The organism is Flavobacterium melibiosi, from assembly GCF_048158545.1.
Lineage (GTDB): Bacteria > Bacteroidota > Bacteroidia > Flavobacteriales > Flavobacteriaceae > Flavobacterium > Flavobacterium melibiosi.
Genome location: NZ_JBLNKU010000012.1, coordinates 91,110 through 112,397, shown reverse-complemented (window position 1 = coordinate 112,397; position 21,288 = coordinate 91,110). Strand labels below are relative to the sequence as shown.

At 33.2% G+C, this 21,288-nt stretch carries 17 protein-coding genes; 6 read left to right on the top strand and 11 right to left on the bottom strand.

What is annotated here, in order from left to right; translation table 11 throughout:
* Positions 1–70 precede the first annotated feature (70 nt).
* Complete coding sequence (locus ACM55F_RS14495) at positions 71–835, top strand: XRE family transcriptional regulator (protein ID WP_416854559.1); 765 nt, start codon at positions 71–73, stop codon at positions 833–835.
* Positions 836–1,113: 278 nt separating this feature from the next.
* Here ACM55F_RS14495 and ACM55F_RS14490 read toward each other — a convergent pair whose 3' ends face one another.
* The 10 genes from ACM55F_RS14490 to ACM55F_RS14445 all read right to left on the bottom strand — a co-directional run bounded on the left by ACM55F_RS14490 (position 1,114) and on the right by ACM55F_RS14445 (position 14,016).
* Complete coding sequence (locus tag ACM55F_RS14490) at positions 1,114–3,000, bottom strand: DUF262 domain-containing protein (protein ID WP_416854529.1); 1,887 nt, start codon at positions 2,998–3,000, stop codon at positions 1,114–1,116.
* Positions 3,001–3,048: 48 nt separating this feature from the next.
* Positions 3,049–4,125, bottom strand: coding sequence for a hypothetical protein (locus ACM55F_RS14485; RefSeq protein ID WP_416854528.1), 1,077 nt, complete (start codon positions 4,123–4,125; stop codon positions 3,049–3,051).
* The gene (locus tag ACM55F_RS14480; RefSeq protein WP_416854527.1) at positions 4,122–5,756 is read right to left on the bottom strand and encodes a restriction system-associated AAA family ATPase; all 1,635 of its coding nucleotides are present in this window, start codon (positions 5,754–5,756) and stop codon (positions 4,122–4,124) included. Before ACM55F_RS14480 ends, ACM55F_RS14485 begins: the two co-directional genes overlap by 4 nt.
* Positions 5,756–7,609 carry a restriction endonuclease subunit S gene (locus ACM55F_RS14475; protein WP_416854526.1) on the bottom strand — a complete coding sequence of 618 codons (1,854 nt, stop codon included), beginning with the start codon at positions 7,607–7,609 and terminating at the stop codon, positions 5,756–5,758. Before ACM55F_RS14475 ends, ACM55F_RS14480 begins: the two co-directional genes overlap by 1 nt.
* Positions 7,609–9,186: a class I SAM-dependent DNA methyltransferase gene (locus tag ACM55F_RS14470; protein WP_416854525.1), complete on the bottom strand. Its 1,578-nt coding sequence runs from the start codon at positions 9,184–9,186 to the stop codon at positions 7,609–7,611. Before ACM55F_RS14470 ends, ACM55F_RS14475 begins: the two co-directional genes overlap by 1 nt.
* 5 nt (positions 9,187–9,191) lie before the next feature.
* The gene (locus ACM55F_RS14465) at positions 9,192–9,560 is read right to left on the bottom strand and encodes a hypothetical protein (RefSeq protein ID WP_416854524.1); all 369 of its coding nucleotides are present in this window, start codon (positions 9,558–9,560) and stop codon (positions 9,192–9,194) included.
* 387 nt (positions 9,561–9,947) lie between these two features.
* Positions 9,948–10,133 (bottom strand): hypothetical protein, encoded by a 186-nt coding sequence (locus ACM55F_RS14460; RefSeq protein WP_416854523.1) that lies wholly within the window; start codon positions 10,131–10,133, stop codon positions 9,948–9,950.
* Positions 10,134–10,324: 191 nt separating this feature from the next.
* Complete coding sequence (gene mobC, locus ACM55F_RS14455; RefSeq protein WP_416854557.1) at positions 10,325–12,307, bottom strand: conjugal transfer protein MobC; 1,983 nt, start codon at positions 12,305–12,307, stop codon at positions 10,325–10,327.
* An 18-nt stretch (positions 12,308–12,325) separates the two neighbouring features.
* The gene (locus tag ACM55F_RS14450) at positions 12,326–13,642 is read right to left on the bottom strand and encodes a relaxase/mobilization nuclease domain-containing protein (RefSeq protein ID WP_416854522.1); all 1,317 of its coding nucleotides are present in this window, start codon (positions 13,640–13,642) and stop codon (positions 12,326–12,328) included.
* Positions 13,630–14,016 carry a plasmid mobilization protein gene (locus ACM55F_RS14445; RefSeq protein ID WP_416854521.1) on the bottom strand — a complete coding sequence of 129 codons (387 nt, stop codon included), beginning with the start codon at positions 14,014–14,016 and terminating at the stop codon, positions 13,630–13,632. Before ACM55F_RS14445 ends, ACM55F_RS14450 begins: the two co-directional genes overlap by 13 nt.
* A 722-nt stretch (positions 14,017–14,738) precedes the next feature.
* On the opposite strand from ACM55F_RS14445, the gene ACM55F_RS14440 reads away from it, so the two are divergent.
* Positions 14,739–15,029, top strand: coding sequence for a hypothetical protein (locus ACM55F_RS14440; protein ID WP_416854520.1), 291 nt, complete (start codon positions 14,739–14,741; stop codon positions 15,027–15,029).
* A 173-nt stretch (positions 15,030–15,202) separates the two neighbouring features.
* On the opposite strand, the gene ACM55F_RS14435 is transcribed toward ACM55F_RS14440, so the two are convergent.
* The gene (locus ACM55F_RS14435) at positions 15,203–17,626 is read right to left on the bottom strand and encodes an aminotransferase class I/II-fold pyridoxal phosphate-dependent enzyme (RefSeq protein ID WP_416854519.1); all 2,424 of its coding nucleotides are present in this window, start codon (positions 17,624–17,626) and stop codon (positions 15,203–15,205) included.
* A gap of 192 nt (positions 17,627–17,818) precedes the next feature.
* Here ACM55F_RS14435 and ACM55F_RS14430 point away from each other — a divergent pair, with 192 nt between their 5' ends.
* From ACM55F_RS14430 to ACM55F_RS14415, 4 genes are all read left to right on the top strand, one after another.
* The gene (locus ACM55F_RS14430) at positions 17,819–18,256 is read left to right on the top strand and encodes a DUF7793 family protein (protein WP_416854518.1); all 438 of its coding nucleotides are present in this window, start codon (positions 17,819–17,821) and stop codon (positions 18,254–18,256) included.
* 33 nt (positions 18,257–18,289) lie between these two features.
* Positions 18,290–19,210 carry a helix-turn-helix domain-containing protein gene (locus ACM55F_RS14425; protein WP_416854517.1) on the top strand — a complete coding sequence of 307 codons (921 nt, stop codon included), beginning with the start codon at positions 18,290–18,292 and terminating at the stop codon, positions 19,208–19,210.
* Between the two features lie 116 nt (positions 19,211–19,326).
* Entirely contained in the window at positions 19,327–20,838 is a 1,512-nt protein-coding gene (locus tag ACM55F_RS14420; RefSeq protein ID WP_416854516.1) for a MauE/DoxX family redox-associated membrane protein, read from the top strand.
* 100 nt (positions 20,839–20,938) lie between these two features.
* Positions 20,939–21,214 (top strand): DUF6520 family protein, encoded by a 276-nt coding sequence (locus tag ACM55F_RS14415; RefSeq protein ID WP_416854515.1) that lies wholly within the window; start codon positions 20,939–20,941, stop codon positions 21,212–21,214.
* The last annotated feature ends 74 nt before the right edge of the window (positions 21,215–21,288 follow it).

Here is a 21,288-nt window from a genome sequence, read left to right as displayed (position 1 = left end):
CTTTACAAAATTAGTACAGATTGTAACAAATTTTATTATATTTGTTGTTACAAATTATAACAAAATAGCTATGTCTTTATTTTCCGACAACATCAGGAACCTTAGGGTAAAACAGAAAATTTCGCAGGAAAAGCTGGCGGAGTCGTTAGCGATAACCAGGGGTAGGTATGTCAAATATGAAGACGGGACTTCGGAAGCACCGTACGAGATACTGAAGAAAATAGCGCATTATTACCACATTAGTATAGATCTGTTGCTATCTGTGGATGTTCGAAAAATACCATTAGATGATTTGTTGCAATTGGAAAATAACAGATTGGTATTGCCGATCACTGTAGATAGAGCCGGTGATAATTTAATTGAAGTCGTTACGCAAAAAGTAAAAGCCGGGTATTTGAATGGCTATGCCGATCCGGAATATATTGAAAGTCTGCAGCAAATTTCATTGCCCTTTTTGGGGCCGGGAAAGCACAGAGGGTTTCCGGTGGAAGGAGATTCCATGCCACCACATGAAGATGGTTCCATCATTGTAGGACGTTATGTAGAAAGGCTAGGAGACGTGAAGGATGGCAGGACTTATATACTGATTACCAAAAGCGAAGGCATGGTTTATAAACGCTTGAATAAAAACAAAAAAAATATACTGTTTGTGGAATCAGACAATAGTTTTTATCCCGTTTATGAAGTCAAGGTTTCTGACATTCTTGAGATTTGGGAATATGAGTGTAATATTGGGAGAAGTGACAGAAAGGTTGAAATCTCTGAAACAGTAAGTGTGAAGGATATGTTTTTGGAGCTGAAAAGGGATATTAACGATTTGAAGATTAAGTATTAATGCCATGAGATATAGTCATAGTCAGGAGACCTCGCCTTTTGAATTTGATAAATCAAAAGGAACTACTTTCTGTCGCATCATTCTTTTGTCTTTAAAGTGTCTTGAAATTTCATAGATCTTCTCTATCACTCCTAACTCTCAGGCAAGTTCTGATATGTTTGCTCTAGCATAACTTAATTGGACGATTCATTTTCAATTCTATTTTAATTTCGATCCCTTTAACCTCAATTTAGTAATATTACTATTTTTTAAAAATTAGATGATATTAAATATATTATTTACTCAAGAACCTCGAATTTATATACTTTAGTATCGTTAGTCAATGAATCCAATTTAACTTTTTTGGAATTATCAAAACCCCATCTTTCTAAAGCAAAATTGATTAGCTTTTCTTCTCTTTTATCAAGAAATTGAATTACAAAATTACTCTTATATACAGTTTCTTTTTTGTTTACATTTTCTGTGCCATATAAAATTTCCAATTCTGACAATGAACGTGGTGTTAAGTATTTATGACTATTTCCTTTGTATTCTATTAATTTATCATATAATGGAGCATCTTTAATTGATTTATTAATACTTGGTCGTAATAATACAAAATTCCCTAATCTTCTTTTATTTATATCATCATATTCTATTATAGCAGAACATTCGTTTGTAGCAATAATATGCTCTTTCTCAAAATTAGCATTTTTATTATCAGAATCTTGTGAAAGTAAAAATCTGGTAAAATCCTCTAATTCACCACTTTGTACTGCTATGCTTTCCTCGTAATTTGCTAAAAAGTACTTTAAATTGTTCCAACTATAATATCCCCCAGATTCCTCTTTATCCAACGTTAAAGCTTTAACAATACTTTCATCTCCACATTCTCTTTTAATAAACCCTTTTATTTCCTGCTTTAACCATTTATTAGTAATATTGCCAGTACCATATTCATTAAAAAAAACATGTGCTAACCAAAATAAATGGCCATTTCCACTGTCAGATCTATTCGCAATACCGCAGCCATAGTATCTGAAATTTAATTTTTCAATGGCAGATAAAATATCTAATCTAATGGCACTATCTTTTATTTTGGAATACACAGAAAGTAATAAAGGAAGAATTGAAGCTGTTGATGCTTGAAAAAATATCTGCTCAATAATTTTCCTCTCTTTTGGAAGTGAGATTAAATTTCTAGTGAGTATTTTATTGTAGGTTTCTGCAGATTCAGCAATAAACTCAATATATAATTTAAGTCGTTGCCAATTTGAATTTTTATTTGCTGGAAACCTATATTTAAGATTGTTATATACATGATAACTCTCACTTTTATTGGTTTGTTCAAATACAATCCAAGTATATCTTAAAAAAGTATTTTCATGATCATTAGATGTTTGATGACACGCATTTAGGTTAAACAAGATTTTACCCCAATAATTATCAACCGCCACTTTAATATCTTGGTAACCTGATTTTTCCGCATAGTAAATTAGGTAATTTTTGATTTTTTCCAGTTCACTTAATTTTTTACCTCTATTGTTAATTACTTCAAACATTAATCCAACTTCAGCACTTGTTTCAGGAACATGAAATAGGAAAACAATTTTCCCTATTATAACTGAATATATTTCTTTTGGAAAATCCGGATTGGTAATTATATTTTTATCCAGCCATTTTTTAAATTCAATAAATGCATTATTAATGTTTGTATGTGCTTTGGTAGCGTGTTCTTCAGAATAATAATCCCATTGCTCTAGTTTTCTGAAAAAGTATTTGTCTAATTCTCCATTAAGTTTAAAGAGCCTTATAGTATTACCGGTTTCTTTTCCTTTGAACAAATAATTATTATAAATTTCTTTTGTAGTATTTTCATCCAGATATCCAGCTTGTGCTAGAACTGAAAGTAAAATTATTATTGAAGTTAATCGTTGTTGACCATCTACAATATTATAATATATGAAATTCTCCTTGCTTTCTGTTTCTTGAGCAACTATAGTTCCAGTAAAATGCTTGTAATTATTTAAAGTTAGAATATTTTCTAAATCTTCTAATAAATCTTCTCGTTGTGTTGTTTCCCAAGAATAAGCTCTTTGGTAATCTGGAATTTCAAAACAATTCAATCCATTATTGAAAATTTCAGTAAGTGATAATGTCTTTGATTTTATAGTTTTATTATTCATTGTTTTTATTATATTATGAATGGGGATAAGGAATTATTATACTTTTAATTAGGATATACTTTCATTCAACTTCTTTTCAAAACCAACTGTAGAAAAGAGAAAATTAAAATAAGAATATTTGATTATTCCCATACCTGAAATCAAAATCTGATATTTTGCTGACTTCATGAATTTTTCCTCAAAGTCTTTAAACGTTTGGCTTAATTCAATAGAATCTTTAAATTTTGATTGTAATTCATAAAACCATTCTTTTTCAAGTCTGTTTAGGCGTTCAAAATATTTTCTTTTAATTCCATATATTTCATTCCAAGAATCTAATCTCTCATCAGGATTGCCATTTCTTTTTAATTCAAATTGCCATTTAATATTACGAAGTAATGTTGCTAAATTTTGGGCATCATAATTCTCTAGTGGAACAATTTTTATTTCTAAATTATCATGTGTAATTGTGGAATCATAAGGGTAGTATACTGCTCTTCTTGTTCCGTCATCTTTTACTAGAGTGTCTGTACTTCTTTTTTCATTGGAATTACATTTAAAGCAAGCTGGAAATAGTAATTTAAAATTTACTGAGACAAAAGGATAAGTTGCTTTAGCTACCATATGATCATAAGCCTCTCTATATTTTCCCTCTGAAGGTTCAAAGGTTTCAATACCACAAAAAGGACAAATCAAAGCTTCACAATTATCTTCATCTATTAATTTGTCATAATGATCTTTGACTGTGCCAAAATCACTTTCCATTTTTTTGACTTGTGGATAACCATCCCATAGATTTATAAAAAACTTTTTAAGTTTTTCACTTATGCGTATATTTAATTCTTCAAATTTTATTGGTTTAATATCTATATCAGTAAAGGCGTCTATACTGTTATTATAACTGAAAGCAATTTGTAATTGTATTTTATCACCAAAAGGTAAATTATGATAAACAACAATAATTTCTTTTAAAGGCTCAAGTATTGTTTTTCTTGCAGCGTTAATAATTTCCCTGAAATCAGGATGCACTAAAAGTGATTCATCATAAACAGATAAATTGTAATGAAACATTTGTCTAAATATATAGGCAATATGTTCATTGAAGAAATAAATATTATGATCAATCTCTTTGTAACTAAATATCATTCTTCCTTATTATTTTTAAATTCTTCTTCCTTGGATTGAAGAAAACTATAAGCGTCAAATTTCTCAACTGATTCGCCAAATTTCAATAATTCTTTTTTTACTCTTTGAATATCCGCTAAAGATTTGATACTCTTTTTTAATTCAATTAAATCAATGTTTGAGTAATCAGAAATTGAAATATCTCTTTCAAAAATTGTTTCCAAAATCATTCCTACAGAACCTCCATAAGTTTGTATTTCGGGTTTTTCATAGTCTCCTTTACTAAATTTATAAACATCTTCTTTTTGACTATCACTAATTACAAATGGAGAATGGGTAGTAACAATGATTTCATGTTTTCTAACCTTTTCTATTTTTCCATTTTCATCGTGACAGATAGCTGAAACATTATTAAGCATTTCTATCATTTTGGCCCTCCACATAGGATTAAAATGGGTGTCAGGTTCGTCCATTAAAAATAGACAACCTTCTTCTTGCATCATCAGAACAGTACCAATTACTTCATTAAACTGATGCTCTCCATCTGATAATGATTTATAGTAAATATTTTTTTCAGGTTTTCCTTCTTCAATTATTTTACTAATTATAACTTTTTCTATTCGAAATACCATTCGCGATGGATCAGGTTTCGACATTTCATCAGAAATATTCAGTGTTTTATTTGCGTTCAGAATTAAACTCCTTGTTTTACTATTGACTAAATATAAATTGAAAATTTCTAATTCATAAAAAGCTGTAAACAATTTAAATGAATTAGTGAAATGTAGTTCGAAAGCATCCTTTGTTGCTGGTGTTATAAAATAGTCAAGGATTAACAAATTATACTTTCCAACCTTTTTTTCAGTCCAGGTTGTTGAACAAAGTTTTAATTTGCTTAGATTTTCTCCAATTTTATCACTAACTGGAATTACTTTTTGGTATAGTTCATCTGTATTGATTGTAATTCTAAATGATTGGAGTTCATTTATTTTCAATTCTTTTTTTACTAATTGTAATTTTTCCTCATTAGCTAAAAGCATATTTGCAATGAAAATAGAAAAATTGGCATTATAATCAAGGTAGAATAATCTATGATTTTCTGAAATTTCTTCCTCCTCTTTTAGTTTTTTCTTTTCTTCAAAAGCCTTAAAATAATGATATTTTAATTTATAATATGGATTACTTAATAATTCATTTTGACCAGATGTATAGGCTATAACTTTTGTGGGTAAAAACATTTCTGTCATTTCATCCACTCTTTTAAATTCTTGTTCATCTAATGACATATATGAAAATTCTGGAATATCACCTAACGGCTTTACAATCCTGATTAGCATATCGAAATGAATTCCTTTATTACTTTCCAATACGATGGGGGTTGTTCTCACCATTGGTAAATAATATTCAATTTCAAATCCAAAGTTTTTACTCTTCTTTTCTTCGTCACTAACAGTATTTAAGTGAAAAATCTCTAGATAATAGAAAATCTCTGAGAATAATTCGAGGAAATTTGATTTACCACTACCATTTAGTCCGGCAAATATTTTGGTTGAAAGCCTGTCTTCCCTAAATGAAGTATTAAATTCATACAGCTTATTAGCTGCAAGACTTCTGAAGTTATCTCCTAGTATTTTAACATTCTTTATTTTCATTAGACAATTTTAAAATAAATACCTGAACGTTCTGATTTTTCTTTATCCTTAATTAATTCATAATCTTCTTCAAGTAAGTCAAGTTCAATATTCTCTTTACGAGCATTATAAAAAACCTGATCTAATTTTATAAATGGATTTTCATTATTTAATGCTGAAAATATATATGCCTTTAAATCATCCCCTTCACTTAATTTCGGGTTGGTTTTTAATTCCTCTGAAGAGTAATAATTTGGAAATGTAACGTGGTCATCACTTAAAAAACGAATCAGCATTTCACTATTAAAATGAAATCCGTCATATTTATTTTTTATCCAATTTGATACTTGTTGAAAGTTAACTTGTTCCCAAGCAATTCTACTAGATTCTATTTTTTTACTTTCCTGTAATGTTGATGAAATTGATTTTATGTTTTCGAAAGTTTTCATCGCTTGAGATAGACTTTCGGGTATTTTTGGCAACTTTTCAAAAGGAGATATCATTTTGTTGATTTGCTCAATTTGTTTTGAAATCTTATCTATATTGGCCGGTAATTTTATAGTTGCTGGTGACGATGCAACTATTTTACTTAAAGAGTTTGTTTTTTTAATAAATTCTTGCATTTGAGGCGTAATGATTTTATCAATTGGAATAGGTAATTCTAAATTATCAACTATTAAAACATCCTTTTCCTCAATAGCTAGTTTCTTCAAATCTAATTCTCCTTTGAAAGCTCTTTGGCTCAATGAACTAAACAAGTTCTCCAACTCATTCAAACTTTCTTTAAACTGACTTTTTAAAACCTCAGCTTTTTCAACTATGGAAGCAAATTGGTTTTGGAGGTTGAGTGGTGGAACAGGGATTTTTATTTGTTTTACAATACCAACATTAATAATATCCATTGTACCTCCACGAGATAGTTTAGGCAATTGCTGTAGTAAATATTCACTTTGAAAAAGTTGTTTAAAAAAAATAGGGTTGATAACCTGTTTATCAAAGCTTATTTTCATTAATCTAGGGTTTATAATTCCTTCTTCAAAATTTTTAGGAACAAGTGATATTTTACCGTATGTACCGACCAAACTTATCAGTATATCTCCTTCTTTTATTTTACAACTTTCTAATTTTTTGTATAAGTTATAATCTATATAATAATTACCAAAACTTAAGTCATCTTTAATAACTTGTTCTTGTCCATAAATTTTATAACCTGATTCAACATACACTTCTTTTTTTAAGGAAGAACCAAATGGTCCAGCTTTTATAGCATTTTTATGTTTTTCTACAGTATTTTTTACTTCAGTAAATTTCCATTTTTTTGCTTCTTTATTGTAAATAAACATCTTTAAAAAAGTACTCTTCAAAAACTCATTCAATAAAACGATACTTTCTTTACGTTGTTTAATTAAAGTTTCAGCTTGAGTTAGAATAGTCGCAATACGGATTTGGTCTTCTAGTTTTTCAGGAAGTGGAATTTTTATTTCTTTGATTTTTTTTACAGAAAGATGTTTTACTGTAGTAAAGTTTGTGTTTCTGTGAATTTCGTTTAAAGCTGAAGGTAAAAAGTGTAAAAGGTAATCTCGTGAAATCAAATTTGATTTTGGAATAATTTTACAAACTCGTTGATTTAGTAATGCTTTCCCATTTTTCCATTCAATACATTTAAAATCACCGTCCAATCCAATTAGTAAATCACCATTATTTATTACAAAATTATCGGCATATTCTCCTAAATAATATATTCCAGCAAATTTTGAATTAACATCCCTAACTCTTATCAAAGGTAGACCTTCGCCAATATCATTAAATAAATTTGACTTAAAAGCATAACCAGAAATTATAGTTATAAGATTATCTAAAAATTCTAATTTCATTATAATAATTCTTTTAATGCGCTTATTCCTTTCAATATTGAAGTTTCAATAGTTTCTATTCGATCAAAAATAAATTTAGGTTCATCATATTTTATTTCCTCATAAATTTCCTCTTTGTATTTCCTCAAACTCAAATCATACTCATTATCTACAATTTCATTTTTTGGCACAAAAAAGTGTTTTTGGGTACGGTTGCTTTCTTTTTTTGGATCTCGTTTTTTGTAAGCATTTATTATTACGTGTAAATCTTCAAAATCACGTTCCCCATTAGGTTTGTACTTGGGGTATCGTTTATCGTCTAAACTCCATCCATCTCCTAACATTTCGTAAAACCAAACATCTTTGGTTTCACCACCTTTAGTAAATATTAACATGGCAGTGGCTACTCCAGCATAGGGTTTAAACACCCCACTAGGTAAACTTATAACTGCTTTTAATTCACACTTGTCTAAGAGTAGTTTTCTAACATCTTTAAATGCGTTACCACTACCAAACAAAACCCCTTGTGGAATTACTACACCTGCTGTTCCACCCATTCGGAGCATTTTATAAATACGTTCTAAAAACAACAGTTCACTTTTTGTGGTAGAAACCGTAAACGTTGGGTTTAAATCACCTTTGTCCATACTGCCGGCAAATGGTGGATTTGCCATGACTATATCATATACATTGTCTTCGTTGTAGTTTTTGCTCAACGTGTCTTTGTAGTCAATCTTGGGTTGGGTGATACCGTGCATCATCAGGTTCATCAACCCAATACGTATCATGGTAGGATCAATATCAAAACCATAGAAGGTTTCTTCATTCAACAGTTTTTTTGCATTGTCATCTACAAGTTTGTCTGCCAAAGTTCCTCTTATAAACCCATTATCATCGGGTTGTTTATAGGTATTGCTCGTAAATTGAGTAATCATATATTTGTAAGCCCCTAATAGAAACCCAGCTGTTCCACTTGCTGGGTCGGCAATTTTGTTACCCAATTGTGGTTCTACTAATTCCGCCATTAACTCAATAATATGAGTTGGTGTCCTGAATTGACCGTTTTTACCTGAACTGCGCAACGAATCTAAAAGGTATTCATAAAAATCTCCTTGCGCATCAATAAAACGGTTTTCTTTTTCGAGTTCTTTATAGATTTCATTAATAGTTTTGGTAGCCTCGGTAAGCATTCTACCACTTGGAATTAAAAAAGCAGCATTTGCCATGTGCTTAGTGAAAAACGAATTTTCATCATCTAGCTGTTTGATAAAAGGAAATGCTTTGATTTGTACATGGACTAACATTTCATCACTAGGCAATTGGGTGAAATAACTCCAGCGCAATGTTTCTTTATCAATTGCATTTTTCTCGTCTTTTTCATCTACACCAGGAGGGAAATATTTTCCAGAGAAAACAGAAGTGTATTTTTCTGCCAAAAAATCAGCATTGCTCACTTTGCGTTTGTCAGTTTCCTCTAATTGCTTCATGAAAAGCAAATACGTTATTTGTTCAATAGCATTTAGTGGATTAGAAATTCCTCCACTCCAAAACTTGTCCCACAGTGTTGCTACTTTACTTTTTAATGATGGTGTTAACATTATTTTTAATCGTTTTTAAAATTTTTATAATTATCTGGTTTCAACCAAAATTCATAACAATCTGCTTGATTTTCCCATTTTTTGTTGGCTTTTAAAGTTTTCCAATCCTCGCTATATAAGTCTTCACAAAATTTGTAGAAACCATCACCTTGTTCGCGTAATCCGTTTTGATGGGTAATTAAACAACTTAATACAGGTCTTCCTCTTTCGTATTCATAAACGGAAACTTCGCCAAGACATTCACCAATTAATTTTCTTTCAAAAGCGTCTGAAAAATTCAAATTTAATTGAAGTTGTTCCTTTAATTGTGAATAAGTCCAAGTAGTTCTTAATCTTGCTAATTCTATAAGTTTAGCTCTAATATCTCTATCCATATTTAAGTGGCTTATTTTTTAATAAAAACAATAATTTCATTGATTACCGCATTTGTCATTAATATTCCACCCTGCATATTTAAGGCTGTGGTAATTATTTCTTTGTGAGTATATTTTTCGTTTTTCAAAGAAGTTGTCTATTTTAAAGAAAGAATGTAAAATAGCCAAATTACTATTTTTATATTACTATTAAATTGTAGCGAGTGGTTAAAATGGTTAAAACGTAAAACTAATTATTTTTAATTCAATAACCTATTCAAATAATGTATAGGTAACTGTGGAGTTTACTTTAGACTTAAGCTCAATATTTATAATCAGCTCTTTAGAATCAAAAATAAACTTTGGTTTTTGTTTAATCTTGTAGTTTTCCGTATTTTAAAAAAACAATCAATCATTTAAATTTAAAGTATCTATAAACATTTGAAAATCGTACAAATGAATTAACTCTTCCTCGTTATCCGGCATTTGTGCGAACTGTACAAAATTGATGTTTTGGGAAAGTGATTTTTCACCCAGTAGGTCTTGCATGATGATGAAAATAGCTTGTTCTAAAGTCTTTGTATCACAATACAAATTATAGTTTTTCAGGAAAGCGATGATGTCGAACTTATACCTTTTTTATCATAATCTAAAGATAGAAATTTGAGTTCATTTGCTTTTAATGTAATCTTTGGGAAGATGTTAACAAGATATAAATATGCGTTTTAATTTTTATTTTTGAGTTCCCATAAGTAAATTAATAATTCTTTTTAAGAAATTATCTCTCACTTCTTCAATACCAAGTAAGCCAGTCCTGGATCACCTAATAAACGTTCCATTTCAGATTGCATGATTTCTTGAATATCCTGTTTTACCTGCAGGTAATTTCGTTGTACCATTGCAGTATCAATCTTCCTAATTACGGCAATATCTTTATAATTATCCTCTTCTTTCTTTAATGCATCATGGTCATTAACTATTTCACAATGAAACGTTTTTAATTCAATTTTACAGTTAGGATCATCGGCAACCATGCCTACAAATTCACCAGAACTTAAGGAAGAAATCTTGGAAGGAGGGACGGCTGATTCTAATTGTTTGGAGCGACTAATGGACGTGTCTCCGCTATTTATAGATAAACTTTCCCTGTCTTGCATAATTTTTCCAAAACGTTCTGACAATTGTTTGGCAGTATCACCAGTTACTTGACCACTAATGATGTTTCCGGTGATGTTCATAATCACATCGGCCTGTTCACGACCGTAATCTTTGCGAAGCTGACTGAAGTCTTGAATCCCCAAACAAGTGGCTACCTTATTGCTTCGGGCAGTAGCAATCAGGCTATCCATATTGTTGAGATAGATGGTTGGAAATTCATCGAATATTAGACTACTTTTCAGTTTCCCTTTTTGATTGACCAGCTTTACCAAGCGAGAAACATACAATGATAATACGGCACCATAGATTTGTATTTTCTGAGGATTATTCCCCATACAGACAATTTTTGGCTCGTCTGGATTATTGATGTCTAATGTAAAATCATTTCCTGATAATACATAATACAATTGGGGAGAAGAAAGTCTGGCCATCGCAATTTTAGCGGAAGCAATTTGACCTTCCAATTGTTCCATGGCATCATTGAGATAGGCATTTATAAAAGGATTAATGAGTACCTCAATTTCTTTCTCTGTACGCAATATCGTAAAGAGACTGTCATAGTCCAGTTGCATGAGTTCAATAACATGGGGTAGCGTACAGAATTGTCCATCCTTATACTTCCTCAAATACCAGATAATAGCGGTCAGAAAATTGATAGGCGATTCGACAAAAAAGTCACCTTGTCTTTTAATCCATTCTTTGTTTAATCCCAGTAAAATCGTACGGGCTGATTCCGCTGCATCGGTGATGTCTGTCATAGCAGAAGGCTCCAGTGGATTGCATCGGTGTGTGCGAGCCAAGTCATCAAAATTGATCACATAAAACTGCGGCGGAATAGGATAGAGGTGTTTGTATTTAAACCAAGTATTATAGGTAATTTTGGAAAGGTCATCAAACTTAAAATCATAAATAAACATCGTAAACCCTTTGCGAATGTGTTGGGTAATAACATGCCGAATTACAAAATAGGATTTACCCGATCCGGGAGTACCCAAAACCATTAAAGCTCTAAAGGGATTGATGATATTGATCCAACTGTTTCGAACTTTATCTTTCAAATGATAGCGTGCCGGAAGATTGATCGAATATTCGTTTTCCAGCAATCGTTCTTCTTGCGGAAAAGTTTCATTTTCTTTATTGAAAATATCTTTGTTGTTTAACCTGTTTTTTATAATCCGGGATAGTAAAGTACCTCCGGAAAGTATCAGTAAAAATCCGATAGTGGTACTACTGATATAACCGATTGCTACTGTAGCGCCATCGGTTTTTACTAACAAGGATAGATAGCTTAAAAAGTAGATTAATACACCTGTTATGATGTAGGTAAAAGCTGTTATTTGATTCAATTTCTCCTCTTTGCGCCCTTTTGCCCCTAGCAGGGAAATTAGTAAAAATCCTAAGGTGAAAATTTTAGATTTATGAAAATTACTGAATAGTCCGGTACGGTGTATAGTACCCAAAATTTCATCACTGAATCCACTAACAAAACCCCATTGTTGAAAGGCAGTATAGCAGTAATAATAAAAATGGATCAGTAAAATTACGATACTGATGAGTCGGGTCATATCAAGTATTTTCCGCAATGCCTGTTCGTTTTCTCCGGTTTGCATAGCCATAACTTTATTTTTTTATTGATTATCAGATTGCCCTTTTCGTTTCTTCTTTTTCTTCTTCCCCTTCAGTTGATTCGGCAGATAAGAGGAATCTTGTTCTGACTGGGTAAGTGCACCTACTAATTTCCCAATTTCGATGGTTGAATTAACTTTGGAATTCCTTTGTGAACTGCTATCGATTGATGAATGGCTAACTTCTTTTGGATTTGCTTGTGATGTAGCTTCATGTGATTTTTTAATTTTAGAAACTGCTGTTTTTTGCTGTGCCACTTCATTTAAACCACAGCGTTCCTGAATGGCTTTTGCACTATATAATTTTCCCAAAGCACTTCCATTAAAAACACATTTTGTTTGGTGGTCTACATAGGTGATACCGTATAGTAAACCTTCGGTATTTTGTCTCAAAATCATATTGATTCCGGACAGTTCTACTATTTTTGCCAATTCCTGAATCGACATTTTTTTCTGATCCAGTAATGCAATATCAATTGCATTTTTTATTCTGACCTTATAGGGCGTTCGTGCCTTTTCATTTGGAATAAATCGTTCTTCTAAAAATTTTAGCGTTGGTTTGCTGTAAAAATCACTGGCTTTAATAGGAACACCGACCTTATTGCCACCTTCATCCAGTATGCGATAAACCAAACCTTTATTTTGAAAAATTCTTGAATTTTCACTTCCTTTGTCCGCTACTACATTATACTGTTGGAGTACCGCATTTAATTCGGGTAGGCTCGTGTATTTATAATTTTGAAGTACTTTATCCAATACGTTGGTTATGGCTCGTTTTGTTTCACTACGCCCGTATTCCACTTTGCTGGTAGCAACTTGTTTTGCGACCAATTCTTTTTCTCTTTTATGCTTTTCAGCCGGAACTAATCCATACGTTGTTTCAATTTCTTTTCGAGCTTTTTCAGATTGGTTCCGACCAATATTCTGCATGTCGATCCGGCTGCCATCATCTCTGACTTTTAAGGATATGATATGAATGTGAGGATGTCCCGCATCATGATGTTGATACACCAGATAGGGCTGTTGGGTAAAACCAATTTTATCCATGTAGGTATCGGCTATTTCCATCAGTTTCTCTTTTGAGATTTCCTTTTCAGTCACATCAAAATTGAGCGAAATATGCACGCTGTTTCGTTTCACATTTTCATTCAAATCAGCCTGTTTCAAGAACCGGTTTAGTTTCATTGTAAAGACCATTTTTTCAATATCGATGGGGTAATTTCCAGCCCCAATACACTCGGCCACACCTTGCTGAACTTTGTTCTCATTGTAGTTCAAAATCCGATGGATGGAATGTCCCGTTTTGATTATTGCAACCATGATTCCGCAAATTTTTGAATGTGTTTTTTTATTTCATCGACCTTATTAAAAAGAATCTTTTTTTCCAATTCATAACTGATCAGCCAGTGTTTAAAATCGATAATCTGATGTAGCGTATGCAGCTTTTTTACAGCCTGATTAAAGTTGTTTCCAATGGAATTAAGTTCTCCTCTCAGCCGCATCATTTCCGCCATAAAATCGTCTAGGGATTTATTCCGATAGGTATTGACAATAGGCTTCTGTAAAATATTTTTTCGGGCATATTCGCTTAGTTTTCGGCAGGTGGATTTGCTGAATGCTGCAACTATTTTTTGGTATTCATCAGGGGTCAAGCGCAGATGAAGCCACTTTGTTCGGTTGTTTTGCTCTTTCATTAGTTCTCTTTTTACTCATTAATTCCAACTGTTTTTATCGGTATTCGTGAATTCGCTACGCTTCATTTCATATTTTGTGAACTCTTTATTCTTTCAGTTTCACTGCCCACGAGTCCCGAGTGAATAGGCAGCAAGATATCGGTTGTGATACAACCGGACATCTTGCCGATTGCAGGAACGTGGCAATCTTCCTGATACTTTAAACGCCTGTTAGACTTTTCAATATTTTTAAAATGCTCAAAACAGATTTCTCATTTATAACTTCTTTTTAAAATCTGATATAATAAAAATGGTATTTCGAAGCCTGAGAAGCACTACTGATATAATCATGGAAATTTTATAGTTTTTCAAAGCGTATTTTCGTCTTTGCATTTAGTACTCAAGGAAAGTGCACACTGCCTATAATTTTATACTGTTGTATCCTAAGTAAACGAATAGCTGGTTTGGTCCACAATTTTCCCTCAAGAAGGCGTGCTCTTTCAAAGCAATAATTCGATTTTTAAAGTGACAAAGTCCTGACTGTTTTCAGGAAGGTTTTTGTTACTGTCTTTAATGGAAAAAAGTGTCTATTACGATGCGTTTATAATTTTATCCCTTTTATCAAATGCGAAGTTAAGTAAGCGGTATGAATCTCACCCATCATAGGTATATTTCACCCATGATAATTTAGAACCAGCTTTATACCTTTGGAATAGTAAATTATTAATTAAAACGTGAAAATTATGCTTACAACAAATGATGTGGCCAAAGTGTTTGATACGATATTGAGCACGCCTGGGATGAATGAGATGGTGAAAATAGATTTGAAAATTTCACGAAAAAATGTACTGTTATTAAACCATGTTATTGAGCGTGGTTTGTCTGCTAAAGAGGATTACAAATCGTTGTCATTGTTAAGTAGTGTTACAGAGGAGAGTTTACAGGAATTAAAAGTGCTAGCAGACGAATGTTTGCAGAAAGCTGGGCTTACAGAATTAAGCGAAAAACTCAATACATTGGGCGGCGGGAAGTAAACAAAAAGCCGCCAGTCAATTATGGAGTAGTTGTAAAATTTGTTACTCAGAATAATGATTGGCGGTTTTGTATAATATTTATAATCGTAGGATTAAAAAATCCGGATGATATTCTAGCTCCTCTTAAAGAACAGTAGGATAAATTGCCATTATTGTTCTAACCGGAATACATTCTATTTGGTCTGCATTGTACCCATAAATTCCATTGAAAAGTTATCTTTTGCCTGAATGTAGGCTACTTTTGGAATCACTTTGGCGCCCAATTTTTTCTTTTCAAATGTGGCCGTAATTCCAAAATCAATTCTTTTATAACCCAGTTCCTGTGCCCGTTTAATACCCTGAAATAAAAGTTGGCGGTACAAGCTGAACTTTTTGGGAACGGCATAGTCCATACCAATTAAGGAAGGCACATAGGTTTGACCTAAGTTTTTGTAACAGAAAAGGATCCCGACCAGAGGACTTTCATTTTGTGAGTCTTCAGTATTTTTTAGATGCAGCAGTATAAACTCCCAATGGGGATTAGCCGCCATTTTTGTGAAGACATCTATCGAATACGTAAAAGTATTTACTGCATAATTATTATTTTTTACATTCTGGTATAAATTGTATCCTTGCCTAATTTCGTCGGCTGTCAATTGTTCTTTTAGGATGATATCAAATGCTTTTTCAAAAGGTAAAACCTCTTTCGTAAAATGCTTTTTTGAACGAAGGGAAAGGGTAGAGGCAAACTCGTCAATAGAATTCCAAGAAACATTTTGGATGATGCAGGTTTCGGGCATGTTTATTTTGATAAAGCCTTGATTGTGGAACATACGATTCAGTACTATATCTTCGTCAAAATCGCGTAAAACAAGCATACTAGAATTTAAACTCTGATTAAGAATTTCGACTTGTTCTAAAAGTAACACCACTGCATTTTCAGCCAAGGGATTTGTCTTATTGATGTAACAATGATTTCCTTCCGTGAAAAGCGAGCCCATGCCTAAAACTTTTGAAGTCAGGTAGGAAGGGTCTCGGATTCTTTTTTCTTCAAGCTGAAGTGAAACAGACTCGGGGGCAAGCATATCGTCTTTCCATAACCCAAAGGTAAAAAAAGTTGCCAATAGCGGAACATCAGTTGCATCGGTTATTAGATAATAGTGAAAGCTCCAATTATTTTCAGCATCAGCGGAATTTTTAAAAGCATCTTCCAGAAAACAAAGTCCATCCCAATCAAATGTATTTTGTCCACCCAGAAGTGTATTCCAAGTGGCCTTATCAATTTGTTTTATTGATGTTTCATATTGGAAATTAAGTGATGTTTGCGGAAACAATTTTTCTTTTTTCTGCGTTATTTCAGGAATGCCAAATGCCCTTGAAACTTTTTGCAGCGTGTTGGAAGTTTCTTCAAGCGCTTTTGGAAAATGATATTCCAAAGCCTGAACAAGTCCTTTTATATCTTCTCGTTGATTGTTGCGGGAAACGGTAATGCGGATCCCCGTATTTTTTACGGGTACTGCCGGATATAGTCCTGGATTGACAAAATAGCCTTCGTTCAAAAGGCGTTGCACTAATCGATAAGCAGTCAATGGCATAGCTGTTCCAAGGAAAAAAACGGGAGAACTATTTGGAGCTATCATGGGAAGTGATGTAGCCTTAATGAGCGAATTAAAATACGCTATCTTTTGAGCCAGTTCTTCCTGTAAAATAGTGATTTCAGGAGAAAGATGAATATCGGCTGAAGCCGATGCCGCAGCCACCGAAGCAGGCTCCAATTGGGCTGAAAAAGTAAGAGGTCCTCCAAAATTCTTAATTCGATTTCGTAATCTACTATCGGAGGTTATAAATACGGCTCCGCTGGCACCAAATGTCTTGCTTAGCGTGCCTACAATCAGGATGTTTTCGGGTAATTTTTTTAGAAGATCAAGAACATATCCCGTACCATTTTTTCCCTTCCAACTCATTCCATGTACATCATCAAAATAGAGTTGCAACTGCGCGTATTTTTTGCATAGTACCAGTAGATCTGGTATGGGGGCATAATCGCCAAACATGGAATAAACACCATCGGCCATATACCATATTTTTTTGCATTTGGAAGACAATTCTTTTATCTTGTCTTCCAACATTTGTAGATTGTTGTGCCGAATCATTTCGACAGGAATCCCTCGTAATTTTAAAAGCTGGCAGGCGTTCTGGACACTCCAATGTACTTGATGATCTAGCAGCACTCCATCTTCATCCCGTATCGCAGTTGGTATGACTGCGAAATGCCCGAGGGTACTGTTCTTGGTTACAATTCCGGGCACACCATACATAGCCTCAATTTTGGTTTCCAGTTCCTGATATAATGGATGAGAAATGTACGTTTTAGAAAGTGGAAATTGTGTGCCATATTTTGTAATAGCAGAAATTGCAGCATCTTTTAGTCTGGGATCGTATTCAAGTCCAAGATAACTGGTAGTGGCAAAATGAAATAGCTTTTTTCCATTAATTTGAAGGGTATGTCCACTTAGTATTTTGTCTTCAGCATAGAGATGGATAGCCCCTTCATTTTTTGCTAGGGATAACATTTCATCTACCGTATCGATAAAATTATTGTGTTTTATTTTTGCCATTAGTACTCCATTTTTTGTTACTGATATTAAAGTTTTTTGAATCTATCGGTTTAGATTTTAAATCGTTAAAGTTCTGAATTTAAAAGGGGAGAATGCAAGTCACTGAGCAGATAATCCCGATTTGATATGTGAAAATCCTGAATTGATATGCTTAAAATAAAATGATTGATTACCATTACATTTTACCTTTTTTTGATAACTAATCTCAGAAAAGGAATAGCTAATTTGCCAGACCCCAATAAAAGATCAGAAACAATGGATGAGTATTTTGAAAACGAATTTGCCGTATTCTGGATTAGTGAGAATATCCTTTTTTTTGAATACAAGCCTGACGTTGTCATCAATTTAGCGGCAGCGCAGCGTATTGTAGCAGACAGAATTCAAATGCAAAATGAAAAAGCGTATCCCGTTTTATGTGACATTAGAGGCATTTCCGATTCTGACAAAGCCGCCAGGGATTATTTGGCGCAACATGGCTCTGTTCTGACTAAAGCCGTCAGTATATTGGCACACCAAACCGTGTCAATTTTAATGATTTCATTTTATCTTAAAATCAGTAAGCCTCAAGTACCAACCAAGGTATTCAGTGATAAGCCAGCTGCACTGAAATTTTTGAAAGCTTTCGTCTAGGGTTAAAAATTTCAACAATTTAATTAATAGAATATGCATCAGGAAATCGACCAACAGCGTATCAATAGAATCTGCAAAATGCTTCTGGAAATGGCGGAAGGAAATTTTGCATACCGCATACCAAGGACTGGAACTGATGATGAATTGGAAGCATTGATAGTCTTGGTAAATTGGATGGCAGAAGAAATGAAGGAGTCTGTATTCCATGTCGGTTTTATCAATCCCCATCTTAGTTATCAGTACGTAGTTCAAAGTACATTCATCGTAGACAATAAATTTATTATAAAAGATTTTAGTGTAAATGTTCCTGCTCTTTTGGGATATACCTCCAATGAACTTCTAGAATTGGACTTTACGGCACTTCTTGCAAAAGAATCAGTTCCCTTACTGAAAACTGTAAGGAACGAAGTACTAGAGAATGAATCCTTTTACACGATTATTTCATTTGAATTCGTCAGTATTGAAAAATTAGTTATTCCAGCCACCTGTAGCATTTCACGACTCTACCAAAGTACAGATATAGTAATTAGTTTCTTTTCTGCTATTGTAGCGAACACAATGAAAAATCCGACTACAGCAAAGAAAATTTTGACTGTTGAAGAACAGAAAATTCATAATTATTTAGATGTAAAATCAACACAAGCGGTTTATGATTATATATTGGCCCATATGGATTCGGCTATGCCAACATTAAAAGAACTCTCCCGCATTTTTGGTACTAATGAATACAAATTAAAGAATGGCTTTAAGCATTTATTTAAGACGACTATACAGCAATTTTATAATAATGAAAGACTTAAGCGATCGCAACTTCTGATACAACACACCAAAATACCATTAAAAACGATTGCTATTATGACTGGTTTTTCTACCTATCCAAATTTTTCAAGAGCTTTCAAAATTAAATTTGGTTATTCTCCAACAGACCTCGAAAGGCAGTTTCCAGTTGGATAATATTCAGAATCTGTGATAAAAAAATCCTGATTTGATAAACCAATATCTTGATTTGATAATACTTATGTTATTCTGTTTTAAGAATTTTACATAACTAATATCAATCATCTTACGAAATGAAATCTACTCAACACATAAAAGGTATTATTATTGAAACGATTTGCCTGCTGTATGTATTATTGTTTATCTATGCAGCTGTTAGCAAATTTTTGGATTTTGAAAATTTTCAAGTACAATTGGGACAATCTCCTTTATTGAGTGCTTTTGCCGGTGCGGTTTCATGGGTGGTTCCGATAGCAGAACTGTTTATTGCCCTGCTTCTGATTTTTCCAAAACACCGTCTTGCAGGACTCTTTGCAGCTTTCAGCCTGATGGTTCTATTTACGACCTACATCATTATCATTTTGAACTTCAGTTCTTTTGTGCCTTGTTCCTGCGGCGGGATATTGGAAAAGTTGGGCTGGACCGAGCACTTATTTTTTAATCTTGTATTTGTTGTTCTGGCACTTATTGGTATTCTGCTGCTGACACCTAGCAAAACAGCCAACAATACAAGAAAACGCAACATTATTTTTATTACAGTTCCAACCCTACTGGTTAGTAGTATTGCCGTTGTAGTTTTGCTTTTTGTACTATCGGAAGACATTATCCACCATCGTAACAATTTTATCAGACGATTTCCTCATTATCCGGCAACTGAAATGCGACAGCTGGATCTTAAATACAATTCTTACTATTTTGCAGGAACCAATCCGGGGAAAATCTACCTCGGTAATTATACAACCCCTTTTCAAATCACGGTAGCAGACACTCTTTTAAAAACAATTAAGAAACATAATATTCAGCTTGATCGAGTCGATTTTTCTTTTCGTAGTGCCGAAATACGTGTGCTTGATTCCTCTTTCTATTTATTTGACGGGACCGTTCCCTGTATTTATAGAGGCAAAACAGCACATTGGAAAGCCAAATTACAAGCGCCAATCGGAATTAGATATACCTTGGCAGAACCTGTAGATACTAACACAGTCATCTTCCGTGCATTTGCACCGGAAACCGGAGAAAATATTTTAGGCCTGTTTAAACTTGCTAAAGAAAATACCATGGACTTTAAACCGAAACTTCTGGAAAAACAAATCGATGGGATATTTGATACAGATGGTATGCTTAAATATGACAAAGTAAAGGGTAGTGTCGTCTACCTCTATAAGTACCGGAACCAGTTTATAAGAACTGACCAAAACCTTTCAGCTGTTAGTCGAGGTAAAACTATTGATACATTCAGCAAAGCAAAAATACAAGTAAAATACCTGCCTGGATCCAAAGAACGAAAAATGTCCGCCCCTCCTTTTGTGGTTAATAAAGTAATAGCTGTTCACAACAACCTGCTGTATGTGGCGTCAGCATTACCTGGGAAATATGAAGCAATAGAATTATGGGGCACGGCAACTATTATTGATGTCTATGATCTTTCCAACAATAGTTACCTTTTTAGTTTTCCTATATACAACATAAAGAAAGAAAAAATGAAAAGCTTTATCGTTCAAGGTAATCAACTGTTCGCTATCGTAGGCACACATCTGGTCATTTACAAGTTGAACAACCTCTTTAAAAGCACTCTCAAAAAATAAAGACAGGAGTTCCATCTGTCTAAAATTATACTGCGCAGTATCAGGGATACGATCGAAAACCTGTTCATAGAGTAGATCATCAATTTTTAATTTTATTATTATGAAAACAGAAATTTTTAAAATGATTCTGCCAATGGCAGTCATTGCAGTTGCCGTAACCGGCGCTTTCAGTTCAAATGCCATGAATAAAAATTCAAAAGCATTTGCTCCAAAGCAAGGATACACACATACCAGCCCTTCATCGGCTTGTAATATTTCTAACATGTGTTCCGATGTAATTGGAGACTTCTGTACCGTCGGTGCGGAAGAAGTAAGATTGTTTGGTAAAACTAATCCAGAGGCTACAACTTGTAACGTTCCGGTTTACAAACCATAAAAGGTAACAACAATCATAACCTTTGGAAATACCCGCTGGCAATGCGGTTTCTGTAAAATAGAAACCGCATTGTT

Excerpts from the sequence above, each read along its gene's own strand:
- ACM55F_RS14495 (WP_416854559.1), top strand. The coding sequence starts at position 71 with ATGTCTTTATTTTCCGACAACATCAGGAACCTTAGGGTAAAACAGAAA.
- ACM55F_RS14480 (WP_416854527.1), bottom strand. The coding sequence starts at position 5,756 with ATGAAAATAAAGAATGTTAAAATACTAGGAGATAACTTCAGAAGTCTT.
- ACM55F_RS14450 (WP_416854522.1), bottom strand. The coding sequence starts at position 13,642 with ATGGTTGCAATAATCAAAACGGGACATTCCATCCATCGGATTTTGAAC.
- mobC (WP_416854557.1), bottom strand. The coding sequence starts at position 12,307 with ATGCAAACCGGAGAAAACGAACAGGCATTGCGGAAAATACTTGATATG.
- ACM55F_RS14435 (WP_416854519.1), bottom strand. The coding sequence starts at position 17,626 with ATGGCAAAAATAAAACACAATAATTTTATCGATACGGTAGATGAAATG.
- ACM55F_RS14465 (WP_416854524.1), bottom strand. The coding sequence starts at position 9,560 with ATGGATAGAGATATTAGAGCTAAACTTATAGAATTAGCAAGATTAAGA.
- ACM55F_RS14415 (WP_416854515.1), top strand. The coding sequence starts at position 20,939 with ATGAAAACAGAAATTTTTAAAATGATTCTGCCAATGGCAGTCATTGCA.
- ACM55F_RS14470 (WP_416854525.1), bottom strand. The coding sequence starts at position 9,186 with ATGTTAACACCATCATTAAAAAGTAAAGTAGCAACACTGTGGGACAAG.
- ACM55F_RS14490 (WP_416854529.1), bottom strand. The coding sequence starts at position 3,000 with ATGAATAATAAAACTATAAAATCAAAGACATTATCACTTACTGAAATT.
- ACM55F_RS14475 (WP_416854526.1), bottom strand. The coding sequence starts at position 7,609 with ATGAAATTAGAATTTTTAGATAATCTTATAACTATAATTTCTGGTTAT.
- ACM55F_RS14485 (WP_416854528.1), bottom strand. The coding sequence starts at position 4,125 with ATGATATTTAGTTACAAAGAGATTGATCATAATATTTATTTCTTCAAT.
- ACM55F_RS14425 (WP_416854517.1), top strand. The coding sequence starts at position 18,290 with ATGCATCAGGAAATCGACCAACAGCGTATCAATAGAATCTGCAAAATG.
- ACM55F_RS14420 (WP_416854516.1), top strand. The coding sequence starts at position 19,327 with ATGAAATCTACTCAACACATAAAAGGTATTATTATTGAAACGATTTGC.
- ACM55F_RS14440 (WP_416854520.1), top strand. The coding sequence starts at position 14,739 with ATGCTTACAACAAATGATGTGGCCAAAGTGTTTGATACGATATTGAGC.
- ACM55F_RS14445 (WP_416854521.1), bottom strand. The coding sequence starts at position 14,016 with ATGAAAGAGCAAAACAACCGAACAAAGTGGCTTCATCTGCGCTTGACC.